This is a genomic window from Brevundimonas sp. Soil_N_31 (genome assembly GCF_057655995.1).
In genome coordinates this window covers 193,199-209,957 of the sequence record NZ_JBDGLE010000005.1, presented here as the reverse complement: position 1 = coordinate 209,957, position 16,759 = coordinate 193,199, and the positions used below count along the sequence as shown (strand labels likewise).

Annotated in this window: 12 protein-coding genes and 1 pseudogene; 7 read left to right on the top strand and 6 right to left on the bottom strand. The window is 68.9% G+C overall.

Features of this window, described 5'->3' with window-relative positions:
• The first annotated feature begins 64 nt into the window (after positions 1-64).
• The 3 genes from AC3A3G_RS10380 (at position 65) to gyrB (ending at position 4,102) form a co-directional block, all read left to right on the top strand.
• A complete protein-coding gene (locus AC3A3G_RS10380) occupies positions 65-346 on the top strand; it encodes a GIY-YIG nuclease family protein (RefSeq protein WP_368924223.1) in 282 nt (93 codons plus the stop codon).
• Between the two features lie 59 nt (positions 347-405).
• Positions 406-1,536, top strand: a complete 1,131-nt coding sequence (gene recF / locus AC3A3G_RS10375; protein WP_487488134.1) for a DNA replication/repair protein RecF — start codon at positions 406-408, stop codon at positions 1,534-1,536.
• A gap of 136 nt (positions 1,537-1,672) precedes the next feature.
• The gene (gene gyrB, locus AC3A3G_RS10370; protein ID WP_487488133.1) at positions 1,673-4,102 is read left to right on the top strand and encodes a DNA topoisomerase (ATP-hydrolyzing) subunit B; all 2,430 of its coding nucleotides are present in this window, start codon (positions 1,673-1,675) and stop codon (positions 4,100-4,102) included.
• Between the two features lie 24 nt (positions 4,103-4,126).
• On the opposite strand, the gene AC3A3G_RS10365 is transcribed toward gyrB, so the two are convergent.
• The 3 genes from AC3A3G_RS10365 to AC3A3G_RS10355 form a co-directional block, all read right to left on the bottom strand.
• Positions 4,127-4,525, bottom strand: coding sequence for a GGDEF domain-containing protein (locus AC3A3G_RS10365; protein WP_487488182.1), 399 nt, complete (start codon positions 4,523-4,525; stop codon positions 4,127-4,129).
• On the bottom strand, positions 4,429-5,478 hold the full coding sequence (locus tag AC3A3G_RS10360) for a protoglobin domain-containing protein (RefSeq protein WP_487488132.1): 1,050 nt from the start codon (positions 5,476-5,478) through the stop codon (positions 4,429-4,431). The genes AC3A3G_RS10365 and AC3A3G_RS10360 overlap by 97 nt, the downstream gene beginning before the upstream one ends.
• A gap of 106 nt (positions 5,479-5,584) precedes the next feature.
• On the bottom strand, positions 5,585-6,025 hold the full coding sequence (locus tag AC3A3G_RS10355) for a hypothetical protein (protein ID WP_487488131.1): 441 nt from the start codon (positions 6,023-6,025) through the stop codon (positions 5,585-5,587).
• Between the two features lie 111 nt (positions 6,026-6,136).
• Between AC3A3G_RS10355 and AC3A3G_RS10350 the strand changes: the two genes are divergently transcribed.
• Positions 6,137-7,051 (top strand): alpha/beta fold hydrolase, encoded by a 915-nt coding sequence (locus AC3A3G_RS10350; RefSeq protein WP_487488130.1) that lies wholly within the window; start codon positions 6,137-6,139, stop codon positions 7,049-7,051.
• A 4-nt stretch (positions 7,052-7,055) separates the two neighbouring features.
• On the opposite strand, the gene AC3A3G_RS10345 is transcribed toward AC3A3G_RS10350, so the two are convergent.
• Positions 7,056-8,555, bottom strand: a complete 1,500-nt coding sequence (locus AC3A3G_RS10345; RefSeq protein WP_487488129.1) for a S41 family peptidase — start codon at positions 8,553-8,555, stop codon at positions 7,056-7,058.
• Between the two features lie 82 nt (positions 8,556-8,637).
• Entirely contained in the window at positions 8,638-10,506 is a 1,869-nt protein-coding gene (gene recQ, locus AC3A3G_RS10340; RefSeq protein ID WP_200168651.1) for a DNA helicase RecQ, read from the bottom strand.
• Positions 10,507-10,636: 130 nt separating this feature from the next.
• Between recQ and AC3A3G_RS10335 the strand changes: the two genes are divergently transcribed.
• Positions 10,637-12,685 (top strand): OPT family oligopeptide transporter, encoded by a 2,049-nt coding sequence (locus AC3A3G_RS10335; protein ID WP_487488128.1) that lies wholly within the window; start codon positions 10,637-10,639, stop codon positions 12,683-12,685.
• A gap of 60 nt (positions 12,686-12,745) precedes the next feature.
• Here AC3A3G_RS10335 and AC3A3G_RS10330 read toward each other — a convergent pair.
• Positions 12,746-13,528, bottom strand: a pseudogene (locus AC3A3G_RS10330) (LysR substrate-binding domain-containing protein); the annotation flags it as partial.
• Between the two features lie 132 nt (positions 13,529-13,660).
• Here AC3A3G_RS10330 and AC3A3G_RS10325 point away from each other — a divergent pair.
• Together AC3A3G_RS10325 and typA are read left to right on the top strand one after the other, a co-directional pair.
• A complete protein-coding gene (locus AC3A3G_RS10325; RefSeq protein ID WP_487488127.1) occupies positions 13,661-14,707 on the top strand; it encodes a YeiH family protein in 1,047 nt (348 codons plus the stop codon).
• 155 nt (positions 14,708-14,862) lie between these two features.
• Positions 14,863-16,695 carry a translational GTPase TypA gene (gene typA, locus AC3A3G_RS10320; RefSeq protein ID WP_200168672.1) on the top strand — a complete coding sequence of 611 codons (1,833 nt, stop codon included), beginning with the start codon at positions 14,863-14,865 and terminating at the stop codon, positions 16,693-16,695.
• Positions 16,696-16,759 lie beyond the last annotated feature (64 nt).

Here is a 16,759-nt window from a genome sequence, read left to right as displayed (position 1 = left end):
GCTCCTTCTTCCGCTCATCCCGGCGGACGCCGGGACCCAGTGAGAGCCGGGAGCGGTCGGTCGGATGTTCTACGTCTACATTCTGGCCAGCCGCCCCAACGGTACGCTCTACACGGGCTCAACCGACGACCTGCTGAAGCGGGTTGTCGAGCATCGCGAGAAGCTGCGCGACGGGTTTACCGCGAAGTACGCTGTCTCCCGCTTGGTCTGGTACGAAGTCCACGACTCTCGAGAGGCCGCCTTTGTTCGCGAACGCCGCATCAAGGAGTGGCGACGTGAGTGGAAGCTGGACCTGATCGAGCGTATGAACCCTGAATGGGACGATCTGTTCGAGACGCTCCTTTGAACCGCGCCGCTTGCGGCCAAAGCACTGGGTCCCGGCGTCCGCCGGGATGAGCGGATAGATTGAGCCTCACCTCCCTCGCCCTCACCGACTTCCGCTCCTACGCGGGCGCGACCCTGCCGGTTTCCGGCGGAACCGTCGTGTTGCATGGGCCGAACGGGGCGGGGAAGACCAATCTGCTGGAAGCCGTCAGCCTGCTGACCCCCGGCAAGGGGCTGCGCGGGGCGACGGCGGCCGAGATGGGGCGGCGCGAGCCGGGCGAGGCGCTCGGGCGGCCGTGGGCCGTGGCGGCGACGCTGCGAACCTCGGACGGCGACGAAGTTCGCCTGGGCACCGGCGTCCAGACCATGGGGCCGTCGGCGCGGCGCATCGTGCGCATCGACGGCGAGACGGCGCCGCCGGGACGGCTGCTGGATCACTTGCGTCCCGTCTGGGCCACGCCGGAGCAGGATCGGCTGTTCTCGGACGCGCGGGCCGAGCGGCTGCGTTTCTTCGACCGGCTGGTTTTCGCCGCCCATCCCGACCACGCCGCCGTCGTCTCCACCTATGAGAAGGCCCTGCGCGAGCGGCTGCGGCTGCTGACCGATGAGACGCGCCCGCCCGATCCCCTGTGGCTGGACGCGCTGGAGGCCCGGTTGGCCGAGAGCGGGGCGCGGGCGGCTATGGCGCGCGCCGCCGCGCTTAAGGCGCTTCAGGCCGGGATCGACGCCCGCGCCGACCGTCCCTTCCCGCAGGCCGACCTGGGGCTGGCCGGTCCGGCCGAGGAGATGGCGGCGGCGGGGGGTGACGAGGCTGACATCGTCGAGGCGCTGGGCGAGGGCCTGATGCGCGCCCGCGCCCGCGACGCGGCGGCGGGACGCAGCCTGTTCGGGCCGCACCGCTCGGACCTGACGGCCCTGCACCGCGAGAAGAACCGCCCCGCCGCCGAAGGCTCGTCCGGCGAGCAGAAGGCCCTGGTGCTGAACCTGATCCTGGCCCAGGTGGCGCGTCTGGCGGATCAGCCCGCGCAGCCCGTCTTGCTGCTGGATGAGGCGCCCGCCCACCTGGACGAAGCCCGCCGCGCCGCCCTGTTCGACGAGATCGAGGCGTTGAAGCTGCAGGCCTTCATGACCGGCACCGAGCGGCCGTTGTTCGCGGCGCTGGAGGGGCGCGCGCAGTTCGTGGCGGTGGAAGGCGGCGGCCTGTCCGTCTAGGGCTTAAAGGCTCGCTTTTCCCGTCGAATTTCCTATATATCGAGGACTTCGGGGCGCGCTGATTTGCGCCCCTGAGACGGGCGGTCGAAGGGCCGCCTCTTCCCTGTCCGCCCACGGACCCTGAGCCGACGTTTTCATGACCGAACAGACTGCTCCCTCGCCCGAGTACGGCGCCGATTCCATCAAGGTTCTCAAAGGCCTGGACGCGGTGCGCAAGCGCCCTGGCATGTATATCGGCGACACGGACGACGGCTCGGGCCTGCACCACATGGTCTATGAGGTGGTGGATAACGCCATCGACGAGGCCCTGGCCGGCCACGCCGATCTGGTGACGGTCACCCTGAACGAGGACGGCTCGGTCACTGTGACCGACAACGGGCGGGGCATCCCGACCGCCATCCACGCCGAGGAAGGCATTTCCGCCGCCGAAGTCATCATGACCCAGCTGCACGCCGGCGGTAAGTTCGACCAGAACTCCTACAAGGTGTCCGGCGGCCTGCACGGCGTGGGCGTGTCCGTGGTCAACGCCCTGTCCGACTGGCTGGAGCTGGTCATCTATCGCGACGGCAAGAAGCACAGCGTCCGCTTCGAGCGCGGCGAGACCGTGCGCTCGCTGGCCATCGTCGGCGAGGCGCCGATGCGCGAGGACAAGGGCCGCCTGCTGACCGGCACCGAAGTCACCTTCTTCCCCTCGGTCACGACCTTCAGCCACATCGACTTCGACCTGAAGACGCTGGAGCACCGTCTGCGCGAGCTGGCCTTCCTGAACTCGGGCGTGGTCATCAAGCTGTCGGATCATCGCGGCGCTGAGCCGATCGAGATCCTGCTGCACTATGAGGGCGGCGTCGAAGCCTTCGTGCGCCACCTCGACAAGTCCAAGACGCCGATCCTGAAGGACGTCATCGTCATTCGCGGCCAGAAGGACGGCATCGAGCTGGACCTGGCCCTGTGGTGGAACGACAGCTACCACGAGACCATGCTGTGCTTCACCAACAACATCCCGCAGCGGGATGGGGGCACCCACCTGTCGGCCTTCCGCGCTTCGCTGACCCGCGTCATGGGCAGCTATATCGAGAGCTCGGGCCTGGCCAAGAAGGAGAAGGTCGCCCCGACCGGCGAGGACGCCCGCGAGGGTCTGACCTGCGTCCTGTCGGTCAAGGTGCCGGACCCCAAGTTCAGCTCGCAGACCAAGGACAAGCTGGTCTCCTCCGAGGTGCGCCCGGCGGTCGAGAACCTGTGCTCCGAGGGCCTGTCCGAGTGGTTCGAGGAACACCCGGTCGAAGCCAAGCTGATCGTCTCCAAGATCATCGAAGCGGCGTCCGCCCGTGAAGCCGCCCGCAAGGCGCGCGACCTGACCCGTCGCAAGTCGGCGCTGGAGATCAGCTCCCTGCCCGGCAAGCTGGCCGACTGTCAGGAACGCGATCCGGCCAAGTCCGAACTCTTCATCGTCGAGGGCGATTCCGCCGGCGGTTCGGCCAAGCAGGCGCGCAACCGCGAGAACCAAGCCGTCCTGCCCCTGCGCGGCAAGATTCTGAACGTCGAGCGCGCGCGCTTCGACCGGATGCTGTCCTCGGACCTGATCGGCACGCTCATTCTGGCGCTCGGCACCGGCATCGGCCGCGACGACTTCAACGCCGACAAGCTGCGCTATCACAAGATCATCCTGATGGCCGACGCCGACGTCGACGGCGCCCACATCCGCACCCTGCTGCTGACCTTCTTCTATCGTCAGATGCCGGAGCTGATCGAACGCGGCCACGTCTATATCGCCCAGCCGCCACTCTATAAGGTGTCGAAGGGCAAGCAGCACCGCTACGTCAAGGATCAGGCGGAGATGGACGCCTATCTGATCGAGGAAGGCAGCGCCGAGGCCGTGCTGGAACTGGCCTCGGGCGAGGTGCGCGCCGGCATGGACCTGCAGGAGCTGGTGCGCGAGGCCAAGGGCTTCAAGGCGCTGGTCGACCGGCTGGCGACGCGGGCTCCGGCCTTCGCCATCGAACAGGGCGCCCTGGCGGGTCTGTTCAGCGAGAACGCCGGCGAGCTGGCCGACCGCGCCGCGCGTGCGGCTGAACGGCTGAACCTCTACGCCGAGGAAGGCGACGGCCCGTGGAGCGGCGAACTGGCCGCCCAGGGCGGGGTGGCGTTCAACCGCGTGCGCCGCGCCGTCAGCGAGACCATCGTGCTGGACGAGGTGCTGGGCCGCTCGCTGGACGCCCGCCGTCTGGCCGAACGCGCCGCCGCCTTCGACGGCCTGTTCTCGGCCCCGGCCGTCTATCGCCGCAAGGACAAGACCACGACCATCCGCGGTCCGCTGGACCTGCTGGCGGCCGTGCTGGACGCGGGCAAGAAGGGCATCGCCATCCAGCGCTACAAGGGCCTGGGCGAGATGAACCCGGAACAGCTGTGGGAGACGACGCTGGACGCCAACGCCCGCACCCTGCTGCAGGTGAAGGTGGAGCATGGCGACGACGCCGACGACCTGTTCGCCAAGCTGATGGGCGACGTGGTCGAGCCGCGCCGCGAATTCATCCAGGACAACGCCCTGGACGCCGCCGTCGACGCCTGATCTCGTGGGCGGTTCGCGGCGCCGTCAGGCGCCGCGGCGGTCCAGTTCGACCCGGTTCCGGCCATTCTGCTTGGCGCGGTACAGGGCGTCGTCGGCTGACTTGATCAGATAGTTCTCGTCCGGGTGGCCGTAATGTTCGGCGACGCCGACCGACACCGTCACGTTGAAAGGCGCCAAGCCCGCCGCCGTAATGGCCTTGGCCGCCAGGGCCAGGCGCATCCGCTCGGCGATGGTCGCGGCTTGGTGCAGGCTGGTCTCGACCAGGACCACCAGGAACTCCTCGCCGCCGTAGCGGAAGACGAAGTCGCTGGGGCGGACGTTTTCGGTCACGGCCTCGGCCACCTGGCGCAGCACCTCGTCGCCGACAGGGTGGCCGTGCGTGTCGTTGATCCGCTTGAAGTGATCCACGTCCAGCAGCAGCACCGACAAGGGCGTGTGATTGGCGTTGGCGAAACCATTTCGCGGCTGAGGATCGACGAGAGGAAGCGTCGGTTCAGGGCGCGCGTCAGCGGGTCGCGGCCGCCCTCCATGCCCGCCAGCCCCTGGAACATCTCGTTCAGCAGGAAGGCGACCTCCTCGACGGCGGCTTCGAGCGCCTTGAGGGGCGCGGCCAGGTCGGCCGGGGCGGCGTCCGGCGTGAAGCGGGGCAGAAGCTCGCTGTCGATCCGCTCCATGGTCCCGTTCAGCCGCGCCAGATGCGGCGAGCCGTCGAACAGGAAGTCGGCCCGGTGGCGGATCCACAGGCCGAACAGCGAGGCGCCCAGCGCGCCAGCCCCATCGACGCCGCCTGATCCCAGGATGCGGAACAGGGTCTTCTGGCTCCACTCCATCAGGCCCGCACGCTGGCTTTCGCGCTCGAAATGAATGTCCTGATCCAGGGAGAACAGCCGATAGGCTTCGTCCAGGCGCGCGCGATTGCTGGCGCCCTTCTCATAGGACTGGCTCATCAGGCGAAGGGCGTGGTCGATGCGTTGGTCCGCTAGCCGCAGCAAGTCGAAGGCCGCCGGATCGTCGGCCAGGTCGTCCGCCAGCCGCGTCTTCAGCACCGCCGCCCCCGCCATGACCAGGTGCATGGGAATCTTGATGCGGGCGTGGACCTCGCCGATCTTCATCTGCCGCGCGATGAAGGCCGCTTCGGCCATGTCGGCGCCGGGCGCGAACAAGTCCACCAGCCAGTTGCGCAGCGACGGACTCAACCGCTCCTGCACCACCGAATGATGCAGGAAGGTCCGCGCCTCCTCATGCGCCAGAAGCGTCTCATAGAAGGCCGCCACAAGGGCGTCGGCGCGGTTCTGGATCAGTTGGCGAAGACGGTTCGACAACGCCAAGTCAGCGGCGCCGACCAGATCGGCGACCACGAGAGAGGAAAGCTGCAAGGGATTACTCGATACTGTACTGGGCTTCGCGGCGACGCCACGGCGGCCTTAGCCCCAAGCGGCCAAGGGAACAACCCGAAGTCGGGCCCAAACACGCCCTGGCGGATCAGCGCGAGTCGGGTCGCCCCGCTTCGACGAAGGCGCGGATCGTCGGAAAGGACGCCGCCCCGCGCTTGCTCTCGCAGACGATCTCCTGGACGTAGGAATCGAGCGAGTTGCGGGCTATCGGCTCGAAATCATAACCATCGTCGATCCGCTCCTGCTCGGCGCCGTCGGGACCGTAATAGACTTCCTCGCCGGATTTCGATTGATTGGCGGAGCAGCGGAAAGAGACAACACCGACGCTGTGCGACAGGTCGCCCGGGGCGCCCGTCGCAGGCACGCGCGCCAATCGGGCGCTGGTAACGCCGTCGGCCTGGGCGATCGAATCCACATCGACCATGAAGGCAGTGGCGGCGCTGCGCGAAATGACGTTCCAATTCTCAGCCAGGGCGGGTGATGCGACCAGGCCCAGAACAGCGGACAGGATGGTGATTGATTTCTTCATGAGAACCTCCCCAGGTCGGACGATTTCACTCCTGATCGAAAAAAATTACAATCCAGGTCCGCTGCGTGACGCTGTCGAGGTTTCGCCGCTATCTGTCGGCAGGTTGCCGTCATGAGCCGGTTTTTCGCTGTCCTGACCGCCCTGTCCCTGAGTCTTGCGACGTTCGCCGCGCCTGCAGACGCCCGCGCGCCTGCGGCCGTCGCTTCGGCGCAGCCCGCCTCGTTTCAGTCGTCGCGTATCCTCGTCGAGACCCGCGGACAGGGGCCGGACGTCGTTCTGATTCCGGGCCTGGCTTCGACCTCGGCGGTCTGGAGCCGAACCGCCGACGCCCTGCAGAACCGCTATCGCGTGCATCTGATCTCGGTGCGCGGCTTCGGCCAGATTCCGGCGGGCGGCAACGCCGAGGGACGCATCAACGGCCCGGTGGCGGCCGAAATCCTGCGCTACATCGACGAAGAGAGCCTGACTCGCCCGGCCCTGATCGGCCACTCCATGGGCGGACAGGTCGCCCTGCGCGTCGCCGCCGACGGCGGACGCAGGGTCGGGCGCGTCATGGTGGTGGACGCCTCGCCCTTCTTTCCGTCCCTGATCAGCCCAGGCTCGACCGTAGGCGATGTCGAACCCCTGGCGCGACTGGCCTATCAGGGCCTGATGCTGCTGGGCGACGAAGCCTTGCGCACACAGGCCGCCTCCATGGGGCTGGAGTTGGGCGGCGCCGCCGACAGCCTGTTCAACGGCCTGGGCTGGCAGGGCGGTGACCGGCGCGTCCTGGCCCAGGGCCTGTACGAGGTGATGACCGTGGACCTGCGTTCGCGCCTGCCGTTGATCCAGGCGCCGGTGACCGTCGTCTATGGCTGGAGTCCCGACGCCGAAAGCCCGCGCGGCCACGTCGATGACCTGTTCCGTGCGGGCTACCGCTCCCTGCCGCGCCCCGCCGCCTTCGAGAGGATCGAGGGAGCCGAACACATGGTCATGATCGACCGCCCCCGTCAGTTCCAGCAGGCGGTCGAACGCTTCCTGCGCTGAGGCGTCAGTTCGGCTGAAGCCGACGGATCGAGGCCAGCAGGGCCGCGTCGTCGCCCATGTCGCCCTCGATGACGTACTGGGGGCGTTGCGGCTCGTTGTTGCCGCGCGCGCGGCCGCGATAGACCTTCATCGGCACGGCGATCTCGGCCAGGCCGCTGGGCAGGGTCGGCTCACGGATCTCCATGTAGACGGTGTCGGCCGAGGTCTCGCGCCCGACCTGGACGGCGCCCACGGTCTTCCACAGATCGACGGCGTCCAGGCAGGCCGAGCCGCAGCTGGAATCGGTCAGGACATAGACGCGGCCCTTCATCAGTTGCGGCGCGGGCGGCGACGGAGCGGCGTCGGCAGGCTCATCATTGGCGCTGCGCCAATAGACCTGGCCGGCGGCCTTCGCCGCCTTCATTCCGTTTATGGCGTCTTCGGCCCAGGCGATCAGTTCGGGCGAGCCGTTCGAGGCGCGCAGCTTGTCGAGGAAGGCGGAGATTTCGGCGATGTTGCCGTCCGAGGCGCGCCAGTCGACGCCCTCGATCGCCGGTTCAGGGTGGGCGGCCATCCAGTCGTCGCCCCACAGAACCTGGGCCATCAGCTGGCTCCAGTGCGAGGAGCCGCCGCCGTTGCCGCGCAGGTCCAGCACCACATAGGGGGCGGCGCGCAGGGCGTCCTGCTTGGTCTTCATGTCGGCGACCAGGGCGGTCAGTTCGGCGTGGGCCTCGCTGGCGGGATCGCCGTTGAAGGTCGGGGTCGAGATCCAGAAGCCCCCGTCGTCGAAATGCTTCAGGGCGAAGTCGGGCCGGGCGCCGGACGTCAGGCGGGCGCGGCGATCGCTCAGATCATCGGGCGTCGCGCGCCAGTCGAGGGCGTAGGTCCGGGTCGCGCCGCCCGTCTCGAACCGGCAGGTCTTCATCTCGGTCTGCCACGGGTTTTCCGCGCTCAGGAACATCCAGTCGCCGAAGCGGGTCTTGATCGCCTCCAGGAACCAGCGCCCCCGGAACTGGCCGATGCGCTGTTCGGCCAGGGACGCGGCGTCCACCCCGTCGCAGTCGATCAGCCGGGCGCCCAGAGGCGGGGCGGCGGCGTCGGCTTCATCGCGATCCGCCACCACCTGATCGGCCCCGCGATAGACGGTCAGGAAGCCGGGCCAGCGGGTCGGGAAGCCGAAGTCCCTCTGGGTCATGCTGATCTGAACGTGCCCGTCCTCGAAACTGGCGACATAGGCGCGCATCGCCCACCACCAGCCGCCTCGATCCGTAGTGGTCTTCGCCCGCTCCAGCGCCGTGGCCAGGCCTTGATCCAGGCGGGCGCGGAAGCCGGGATTGAGCGGATCATGCACGCCCGGATGGCTGTCGATCATGACGGCGTGCAGAGCGGTTGCATCCTGGACCAGAGTCGCAGACCAGTCGCGCGGCTGTTCCATCGGCTTGGGCGACGCATCAGGCGCCTCCTGAGCCTGAGCCGCGCCGGTCATCGCCAGGCAGGCCACGCCCGCCGCCAACAATCGCTTCATGTGCATCCCCTCGTCTCTTGTCGCCGCAAGGGGTGACAGGCGGAGGGACGGCTCGCCAGTTAAGCTTTGGTCATGGAGATCGTCACGTGACCGCCGCCAACGCCTCCAGCACCGCCCGGCCGTAACGGTCCAGCTTACCCGCGCCGACGCCAGGAATACGGGCCAGATCGTCCAAGCCGCGCGGCTCCTGCACCGCGATCTCGACCAGGGTCTTGTCCTGGAAGATGACATAAGGCGGCACCCTCTGCTCGACCGCGCGGTCACGACGCCAGGCGCGCAGCGCCTCGAACCGCGCGCGCACGTCGCCGTCCAGCGCCTCGGCCGCCAGATTGCGACCGGCGTTGCGGCGCGGCTTGTCGATCGCGACCGCGCGCACAGGCGCCTGGCGCACCCGCACCGGCCGCTCGCCGCGATAGACGGCGCGCACGGCCTGAGCGTCGCCCAGGCGGATGATCGGCTTGCCGTCATTGGGATCCTCGACCAGCAGGCCCTCGAACAGCAGGTGATCGATCACGTCGCGCCAGGCGGCCAGCGACAGGTCGGCGCCGATGCCCCAGGTCGACAGCCCGGCCTCCCACGGCTGGACGTCCTTGGTCTTGCCCAGCAGGTGATCGACCACGCGTGTCCGGCCGAAGCGTTCGCCCAGACGCTGGACCGCCGCCAGCGCCTTTTGGGCGGGCACCACGGCGTCGAAGGTGGCGGGCGGGTCGCCGCAGATGTCGCAGACGCCGCACGGCTGGGCGTCCTGCTCGCCGAAATAGCGCCGCACGGCCTGGGGTCGACAGGTCGCGCCGTCCAGCATGGCGAACAGCTGGCGCACCTTGCGGGTCTGGACCTGCTTGACCTCCTCGGCCATCGGTCGCCCCTCAAGGCGACGCAGGGACCAGGCGATGTCGGACGGGCCGTAAAGCGTGATGCCCTCGGCCGGTTCGCCGTCCCGCCCCGCGCGGCCGATCTCCTGCCAATAGGCCTCCAGAGAACCGGGCGGATCGGCGTGGATGACGAAGCGCACGTCCGGCTTGTCCACCCCCATGCCGAAGGCGATGGTCGCGACCATGACGGCGCCGTCCTCGGCCAGGAAACGCTCCAGCCGTCGGTCGCGCTCGCGGGCGTCGAAACCGGCGTGATAGGCGATGGCGTTGCTGCCGGCGTCCCTGAGCGCATCGGCCACCCGCTCGCAACCGTCCCGGCTGCCGCAATAGACCACGCCCGACTTGCCGCGCCGCTCGCGCACCAGTTCGATGACGGCGGCGTCGGTGCGGGCGCGCGAGCCGTTGATCTTGCGCTCGGCCGACAGCTGCAGATTGGGCCGGGCGAAGCTGTCGACGAAGACCCGCGCCTCGCCCAGCCGCAGCGAGGCCAGGATATCGTCGCGCGTGCGGGCGTCGGCGGTCGCCGTCACCGCGATGCGCGGCACGCCGGGAAAGATCTCGGTCAGTCGGCCCAGGGTGCGGTAGTCGGGCCGGAAGTCATGCCCCCACTGACTGACGCAGTGCGCCTCGTCGATGGCGATCAGGCTGATGGGCAGCTCGGCCAGACGTTCCAGCATGGCGCCTGACGCCAGGCCTTCCGGCGAGACGTAGAGCAGGTCCAACTCGCCCGCGCGCGCCGCGCGCCACACGGCCGAACGTTCGTCCATGGTCAGGCCGGAATCCAGCCGGGCGGCCGCCACGCCCTGCTGCTTCAGGGCCTCGACCTGATCGGTCATCAGGGCGATCAGCGGCGAGACGACCAGGCCGACGCCGGGCCGCAGGATGGCGGGCACCTGATAGCAGACGCTCTTGCCGCCCCCGGTCGGCAACACGGCCATGACGTCGCGCCCGGCCAGAACCTCGGCGATCACCGACGCCTGCAGGCCGCGAAAATCAGCATGACCCCAGACCCGCTCCAGCAGCTTGCGCGCCTCGTCCAGGGTCGGAGAAGCGGCGTCGGTCGGGCGGGGGTCGAACATGGCGGGCGTTGTGCCGCATTCGCTCCGAGGTGTCATCCCGTCATCCGCGCACACGACGGATACGCCGCGACCCGTTGTCACGGCCGCGCTTTCAGGCTTACTTCCGCGCAACAGCTGAAAAGAGCCCCGCATGACGGACAAACCCGCCGGAACCGGCAAACGCATAGAACTGACCATCCGCGCCCTGATCCTGGGCTGCTTGCTGGCGGCGGTCTTCACGGCGGCCAACACCTATCTGGGGCTGAAGGTCGGCCTGACCTTCGCCTCGGCCATTCCGGCGGCGGTCATCTCCATGGCCCTGCTGCGCGCCTTCCGGGGCTCGACCATCTGGGAGAACATGACCGTCCAGACCGTCGCCTCGGTCGGCGGCGCCATGAGCTCGATCATTTTCGTCCTGCCCGGCCTGGTCATGATCGGCTGGTGGATGAACTTCCCCTTCTGGGAGTCGGTGATGATCTGCATCCTGGGCGGCGTCCTGGGGGTGACCTTCTCCATTCCCCTGCGCCGGACCCTGGTCGTCCAAGGCGGCCTGCCCTACCCCGAGGGCGTCGCCGCCGCCGAGGTGCTGAAGGTCGGCTCTCCCGGCGCCGAGCAGACCGAGGAGGCCGTGCGCGAGAACAAGTCCGGCCTGTTCGTCGTCGTCGGCGGGGCGATCGCCTCGGCCGTCTTCAGCTTCCTGGCCTCTGCCCGCGTCTTCGCGCATGAGACCACCGCCTTCCTGCGACTTCCGGCCGCGATGGGCGGCGGTGCGACCGGCGTCGGCTTTTCCATGCAGTTCGCCCTGCTGGGCGCCGGCCACCTGATCGGTCTGGCGGTCGGCCTGACCCAGTTGTTCGGCCTGGTCCTGGCCTGGCTGATCTTCGTGCCCATCCTGACCTCGCCCGAGTTCGTCGCCTGGGCCGCCGCCAACGGGGTGCCGTCCATCGCCGCCACGGTTCCCGCCGGCGCCGGCGCCGAAGGCCTGGCCATGAGCGTCTGGTCCCAGGAGGTCCGCTTCATCGGCGCAGGCGTCATCGGCGTCGCCGCCCTGTGGACCCTGGCCAAACTGGCCAAGCCACTGGTCGCGGGTCTGGCCTCGGCCGTCTCGGCCCAGTCGCGCCGCGCCCACGGCGAGATCCTGGACCGCACCGAACAGGACATTCCGATCAAGATCGTCGGCCTGCTGTCCGTCGCCGCCCTGGTCGGCATCGCCGTGCTGCTGGCCGTCATCGCCCAGGGCACGAGCCTGGCCGCCTCGGCCCCGCTGCTGGTGATCGGCGGCCTGGTCTATGTCGTGGTCATCGGCTTCGCCGTGGCCGCCATCTGCGGCTACATGGCCGGTCTGATCGGCTCGTCGAACAGCCCGGTGTCAGGCGTCGGCATCCTGGCCATCATCATCGCCTCCCTGCTGATGCTGGGCGTGTTGGCGGTCGCCGGCGTGCCCGCCGATCCGTCGGTCATCGCCTTCGCCCTGATCGTCACCGCCATCGTCTTCGCCGTGGCCGTCATCTCCAACGACAACCTTCAAGACCTGAAGACCGGCCAGCTGGTCGAGGCCACGCCGTGGCGTCAGCAAACCGCCCTGCTGGTCGGCGTCGTCGCCGGCGCCCTGGTCATCCCCTTCGTGCTGGACATGATGAACCAGGCCTTCGGCTTCGAAGGCGGCCCGCCCGCCATCGTCCAGGGCTCCAAGACCCTGGCGGCGCCCCAGGCGACCCTGATCTCGGCCCTGGCCAAGGGCGTCATCAGCGGCGATCTGCGCTGGGATCTGATCGGCATCGGCGCCGTGGTCGGCGTTCTGGTCATCATCCTCGACATCATCCTGCGCCGCACGACGAACGATAAGATCAAGCTGCCGCCGCTGGCCGCCGGGATCGGCGTCTATCTGCCGGCCGCCGTCACCACCATGCTGGTCATCGGCGCGGTCTGCGGCTGGCTGTACGACCGGGCGGTCAAGTCGACCCGCTACGCCGATGTGGCCCGCCGCATGGGCGTCCTGCTGGCGTCCGGCCTGATCGTGGGCGAGAGCCTGTTCGGCGTCTTCACCGCCGCCGTCATCGTCAGCACGCGCAACGAGGCGCCTTTCGCCCTGTTGCCCGAAAAGAGCGCATGGCCGGCCATGATCGCGGGCGTTGTCGCCTTCGTCGTGCTGACCTACGCCCTCTACGCCTGGGTGCGCCGCCGTTCGGCGCAGGTCTAAACCCGACTGAAGGGCGGCGGCGAAGGCCTCCGCCGCCCGGCTGGCCCCGCGCTCGCGGTGGCGCAGCCGATAGAAGGGCCGCTCGGGCAGTTCGAGCGGCAGACGAACCAGCCGCCCCGCCTCGATCAGGGGCCGGGCGGCCAGTTCCGAGATCGCCGTGACCAGGCCGCCGCCGTCCCCGGCGCTGGCCGCCACCGCCGTCAAAATCGCCTCATTGGACGGCAGCACCAGCGCCGTCTTCAGGTCCGACGCCGCCAGGCCGCGCGGCAGAGCCGCCTCGAACTCGCTGCGGGTGCCCGATCCCGCCTCACGCAGGGCCCAGTCCAGCGCCTTCAGGTCAGACGCCGCCAGCTCCCTGTCTCGATCCGCCAGCGGATGCCCCGGCGCCGCCACCACGATCAGCCGGTCAGCGGCGATGCGCGTCCGCTCCAGTCGGGGGGCGTCCTCCGCGCCCTCGATCAGACCCAGCTCGGCCTCGCCCGCCAGAACCGCCTCGACCACCTGATGGGTGTTGCCGATCGACAGATGCAGTTCGATGCCCGGATGGCTCTGGGCGAAGGCGGCCATGCGCGGCGGCAGCCAATAGGCGGCGATGGTCTGGCTGGCGAACAGCCGCACCGAGCCGCGCTTCAGCCCCGCCAGTTCGTCCAGCAGCCGCTCGGCCGCCTCGGCCCGCGCCAGCACGGCCCGCGCCTCGGGCAGGAAGGCCGTTCCCGCCGCGTTCAGGGCCAGCCCGCGCCCGACCCGGTCGAACAACCGCGCCCCGTGTCGCGTCTCCAGCGCATTAACCGCCGCGCTGACCGCCGATTGCGTCAGATGCAGCGCCTCGGCCGCCCGCGTCATGTGCAGGCGCTCGGCCACGGCGACGAAGATGCGCAGCTGTTCCAGCGTCATGCGTTATTGATCGATTATATTGATTGTTAAGTCCATAACTACGCGTTGGATCGATCAGATCGCGGAGCGGATAAGAGCCGCATGACCGTCGCCCTCGCCCCCGCCGCTTCACCTCGCCGCCTGACCGGCGTGGCGCGCCTGTTGCCCGGCGTGGCGCTGTCGGCGGCCATCGGCGCCGTCGCCTATGGGCTGCAGATCGTCGAGACCCGACTGTTCGAGCATCCGTGGATCGAGGGCCTGGTGCTGGCCATCCTGATCGGGGCGGGGCTGCGCCTGGTCTGGACGCCGTCGTCGCTGTGGACGCCGGGCGTCGCCTTCAGCGCCAAGACCCTGCTGGAAGTCGCCGTAGCCCTGCTGGGCGCCACGGTGTCGGGCGCGGCGGTCGTGGCGCTCGGTCCCTGGCTGCTGCTGGCCATCGTCGGCGTGGTCGCCGTCGCCATTGTCGGCGGCTACGCCCTGGGTCGGGCGTTCGGCCTGCCGCACGCCATGGCCCTGCTGGTCGCCTGCGGCAACGCCATCTGCGGCAACTCGGCCATCGCCGCCGTCGCCCCCGTCATCGAGGCGGAGGGAGAAGACGTGGCCGCCGCCATCGGCTTCACCGCCGTGCTGGGCGTCGCCGTGGTGCTGCTGGTTCCCGCGGTCGGGGCCATGATGGGTTATGACGCCGCGCGCGTCGGGGTGCTGGCGGGCCTGACCGTCTATGCGGTGCCGCAGGTGCTGGCCGCCGCCGCGCCCGCCGGTCTGGCCGCCGTCCAGACGGGCGCCGTGGTCAAGCTGGTGCGCGTGCTGATGCTGGGGCCGGTCTGCCTGGTGCTGGGCCTGATGCGCTCGAAACAGAGCGAAGCCGGGCGCGGACCCAAGCTGCACCAGATGGCGCCCTGGTTCATCCTGGTCTTCCTGGTCCTGATGGCCGTCCGTTCGCTGGGCTGGCTGCCCGAGGCGATCCTGCCGCCGCTGCAGGCCTCCGTCTCGGCGCTGACGCTGATCGCCATGGCGGCGCTGGGGCTGATGGTCGATCCGCGCGCCGTGGCGCGGGCCGGACCGCGCGTCGCCGCCGTCGCCGCCCTGTCGGCCCTGCTGATCGGGCTGCTGGCGCTGGCGGTGATCGCCTTCCTGCCGCTGGGCTGAAATCTGGCGGCGGCGGCCGCTGAACGCGATTACGCACTGGACTGGCGTTTTGGCCCGCATCCCTGTAAGAGGCGCCCCGAACCCTTCCCTTCTCTGCAACCTTCTTGCAGCGGCGCGGCCCATCCGTGACCGAACACAGTCCGCCCGAGCCCGAAATGAACCTGCGCAACATCGCCATCATCGCCCACGTCGACCATGGCAAGACGACCATGGTTGACGCCCTCCTCGCCCAGTCGGGCCTGTTCCGCGCCAATGAGGCGACCACGGAACGCGCCATGGACTCCAACGACCAGGAACGCGAGCGCGGCATCACCATTCTGGCCAAATGCACGTCGGTGCTGTGGAACGGCAAGGCGGGCGAGACCCGCATCAACATCATCGACACCCCCGGCCACGCCGACTTCGGCGGCGAGGTCGAGCGCATCCTGGGCATGGTGGACGGCTGCGTCCTGCTGGTCGACGCCGAAGAAGGCGTCATGCCGCAGACCAAGTTCGTGCTGACCAAGGCCCTGCGCATGGGCCTGCGTCCCATCCTTTGCATCAACAAGGTCGACCGCGCCCACGCCGATCCGGACCGCGTTCTGAACGAGACCTTCGACCTGTTCGCCGCCCTAGGCGCCAATGACGAGCAGCTGGACTTCCCGGTCATCTACGCCTCGGGCCGTTCGGGCTGGGCGACGCTGGACCTGGCTCAACCGAGCGAGAACCTGCACCCGCTGTACGACCTGATCGTCGACCACGTCCCGGCGCCGGCCGCCCAGGCGCGCGTCAACGAGCCGTTCCAGATCCTGAACGTGCTGATCGAAAGCGATCCCTTCCTGGGCCGTCTGCTGACCGGCCGCATCCACTCGGGCAAGGCGGTTCCGGGCATGGCCATCAAGGCCCTGTCGCGCGACGGCAAGACCATCGAACAGGGCCGCATCACCAAGGTGCTGGCCTTCCGCGGCCTGAAGCGTCAGCCGATCGACGACGGCGTCGAGGCCGGGGACATCGTGGCCATCGCCGGCATGTCGAAAGCCACCGTGGCCGACACCCTGTGCGCCCTCGAAGTGACCGAGGCCCTGCCGTCGCTGCCGATCGACCCGCCGACCATCTCGATGACCGTGGGCGTCAACGACAGCCCGCTGGCCGGCCGCGAAGGCGACAAGGTGCAGTCGCGCGTCATCCGCGACCGCCTGCTGAAGGAAGCCGAAGCCAACGTCGCCATCCGCATCACCCAGACTCCCGACTCCGACGCCTATGAAGTCGCCGGCCGCGGCGAACTGCAACTGGGCGTGCTGATCGAGAACATGCGCCGCGAAGGCTTCGAACTGTCGATCTCGCGTCCCCGCGTGGTCTATCAGACCAACGAGAACGGTCAGAAGCTTGAGCCGATCGAAGACGTCATGATCGACGTCGACGACGAATTCTCGGGCGTGGTCATCGAGAAGCTGTCGGCCCGCAAGGCCGAACTGACCGACATGGGCCCCTCGGGCGCCGGCAAGACCCGCATCCAGCTGAAGTGCCCGTCGCGCTCGCTGATCGGCTATCAGGGCGAGTTCCTGACCGACACGCGCGGCTCGGGCGTGCTGAACCGCGTGTTCTCGCACTATGAAGAGCACAAGGGCGCCATCGAAGGCCGCCTGAAGGGCGTTCTGGTATCGAACTCGGACGGCGACACCGCCGCCTTCGCCCTGTGGAACCTCGAAGATCGCGGCGTCATGTTCGTCGGCGCCGGCGAGAAGACCTATCAGGGCATGATCATCGGCGAGAACAGCCGCTGGGACGACCTGGACGTCAACCCGATCAAGGGCAAGCAACTGACCAACGTCCGCGCCTCGGGCAAGGACGAGGCCGTGCGCCTGACCCCGCCGCGCAAGATGAGCCTGGAACAGGCCATCGCCTATATCGAGGAAGACGAACTGGTCGAGGTCACGCCCAAGTCGATCCGCCTGCGCAAGGAAATCCTGAACCCCTCCTTCCGCAAGAAGCGCGTCCGCGCCGACTGATCCGGCGACCAGCCGAAATGAAGAAGGCGGCCCCTGCGGGCCGCCTTTTTTGTGCGCGCTCTCC

What these genes read in the sequence shown, in the direction of transcription:
- AC3A3G_RS10380 (WP_368924223.1), top strand. Translation starts at nt 65, where the DNA reads ATGTTCTACGTCTACATTCTGGCCAGCCGCCCCAACGGTACGCTCTAC.
- gyrB (WP_487488133.1), top strand. Translation starts at nt 1,673, where the DNA reads ATGACCGAACAGACTGCTCCCTCGCCCGAGTACGGCGCCGATTCCATC.
- AC3A3G_RS10355 (WP_487488131.1), bottom strand. Translation starts at nt 6,025, where the DNA reads ATGAAGAAATCAATCACCATCCTGTCCGCTGTTCTGGGCCTGGTCGCA.
- AC3A3G_RS10350 (WP_487488130.1), top strand. Translation starts at nt 6,137, where the DNA reads ATGAGCCGGTTTTTCGCTGTCCTGACCGCCCTGTCCCTGAGTCTTGCG.
- AC3A3G_RS10345 (WP_487488129.1), bottom strand. Translation starts at nt 8,555, where the DNA reads ATGAAGCGATTGTTGGCGGCGGGCGTGGCCTGCCTGGCGATGACCGGC.
- recQ (WP_200168651.1), bottom strand. Translation starts at nt 10,506, where the DNA reads ATGTTCGACCCCCGCCCGACCGACGCCGCTTCTCCGACCCTGGACGAG.
- AC3A3G_RS10335 (WP_487488128.1), top strand. Translation starts at nt 10,637, where the DNA reads ATGACGGACAAACCCGCCGGAACCGGCAAACGCATAGAACTGACCATC.
- AC3A3G_RS10325 (WP_487488127.1), top strand. Translation starts at nt 13,661, where the DNA reads ATGACCGTCGCCCTCGCCCCCGCCGCTTCACCTCGCCGCCTGACCGGC.
- typA (WP_200168672.1), top strand. Translation starts at nt 14,863, where the DNA reads ATGAACCTGCGCAACATCGCCATCATCGCCCACGTCGACCATGGCAAG.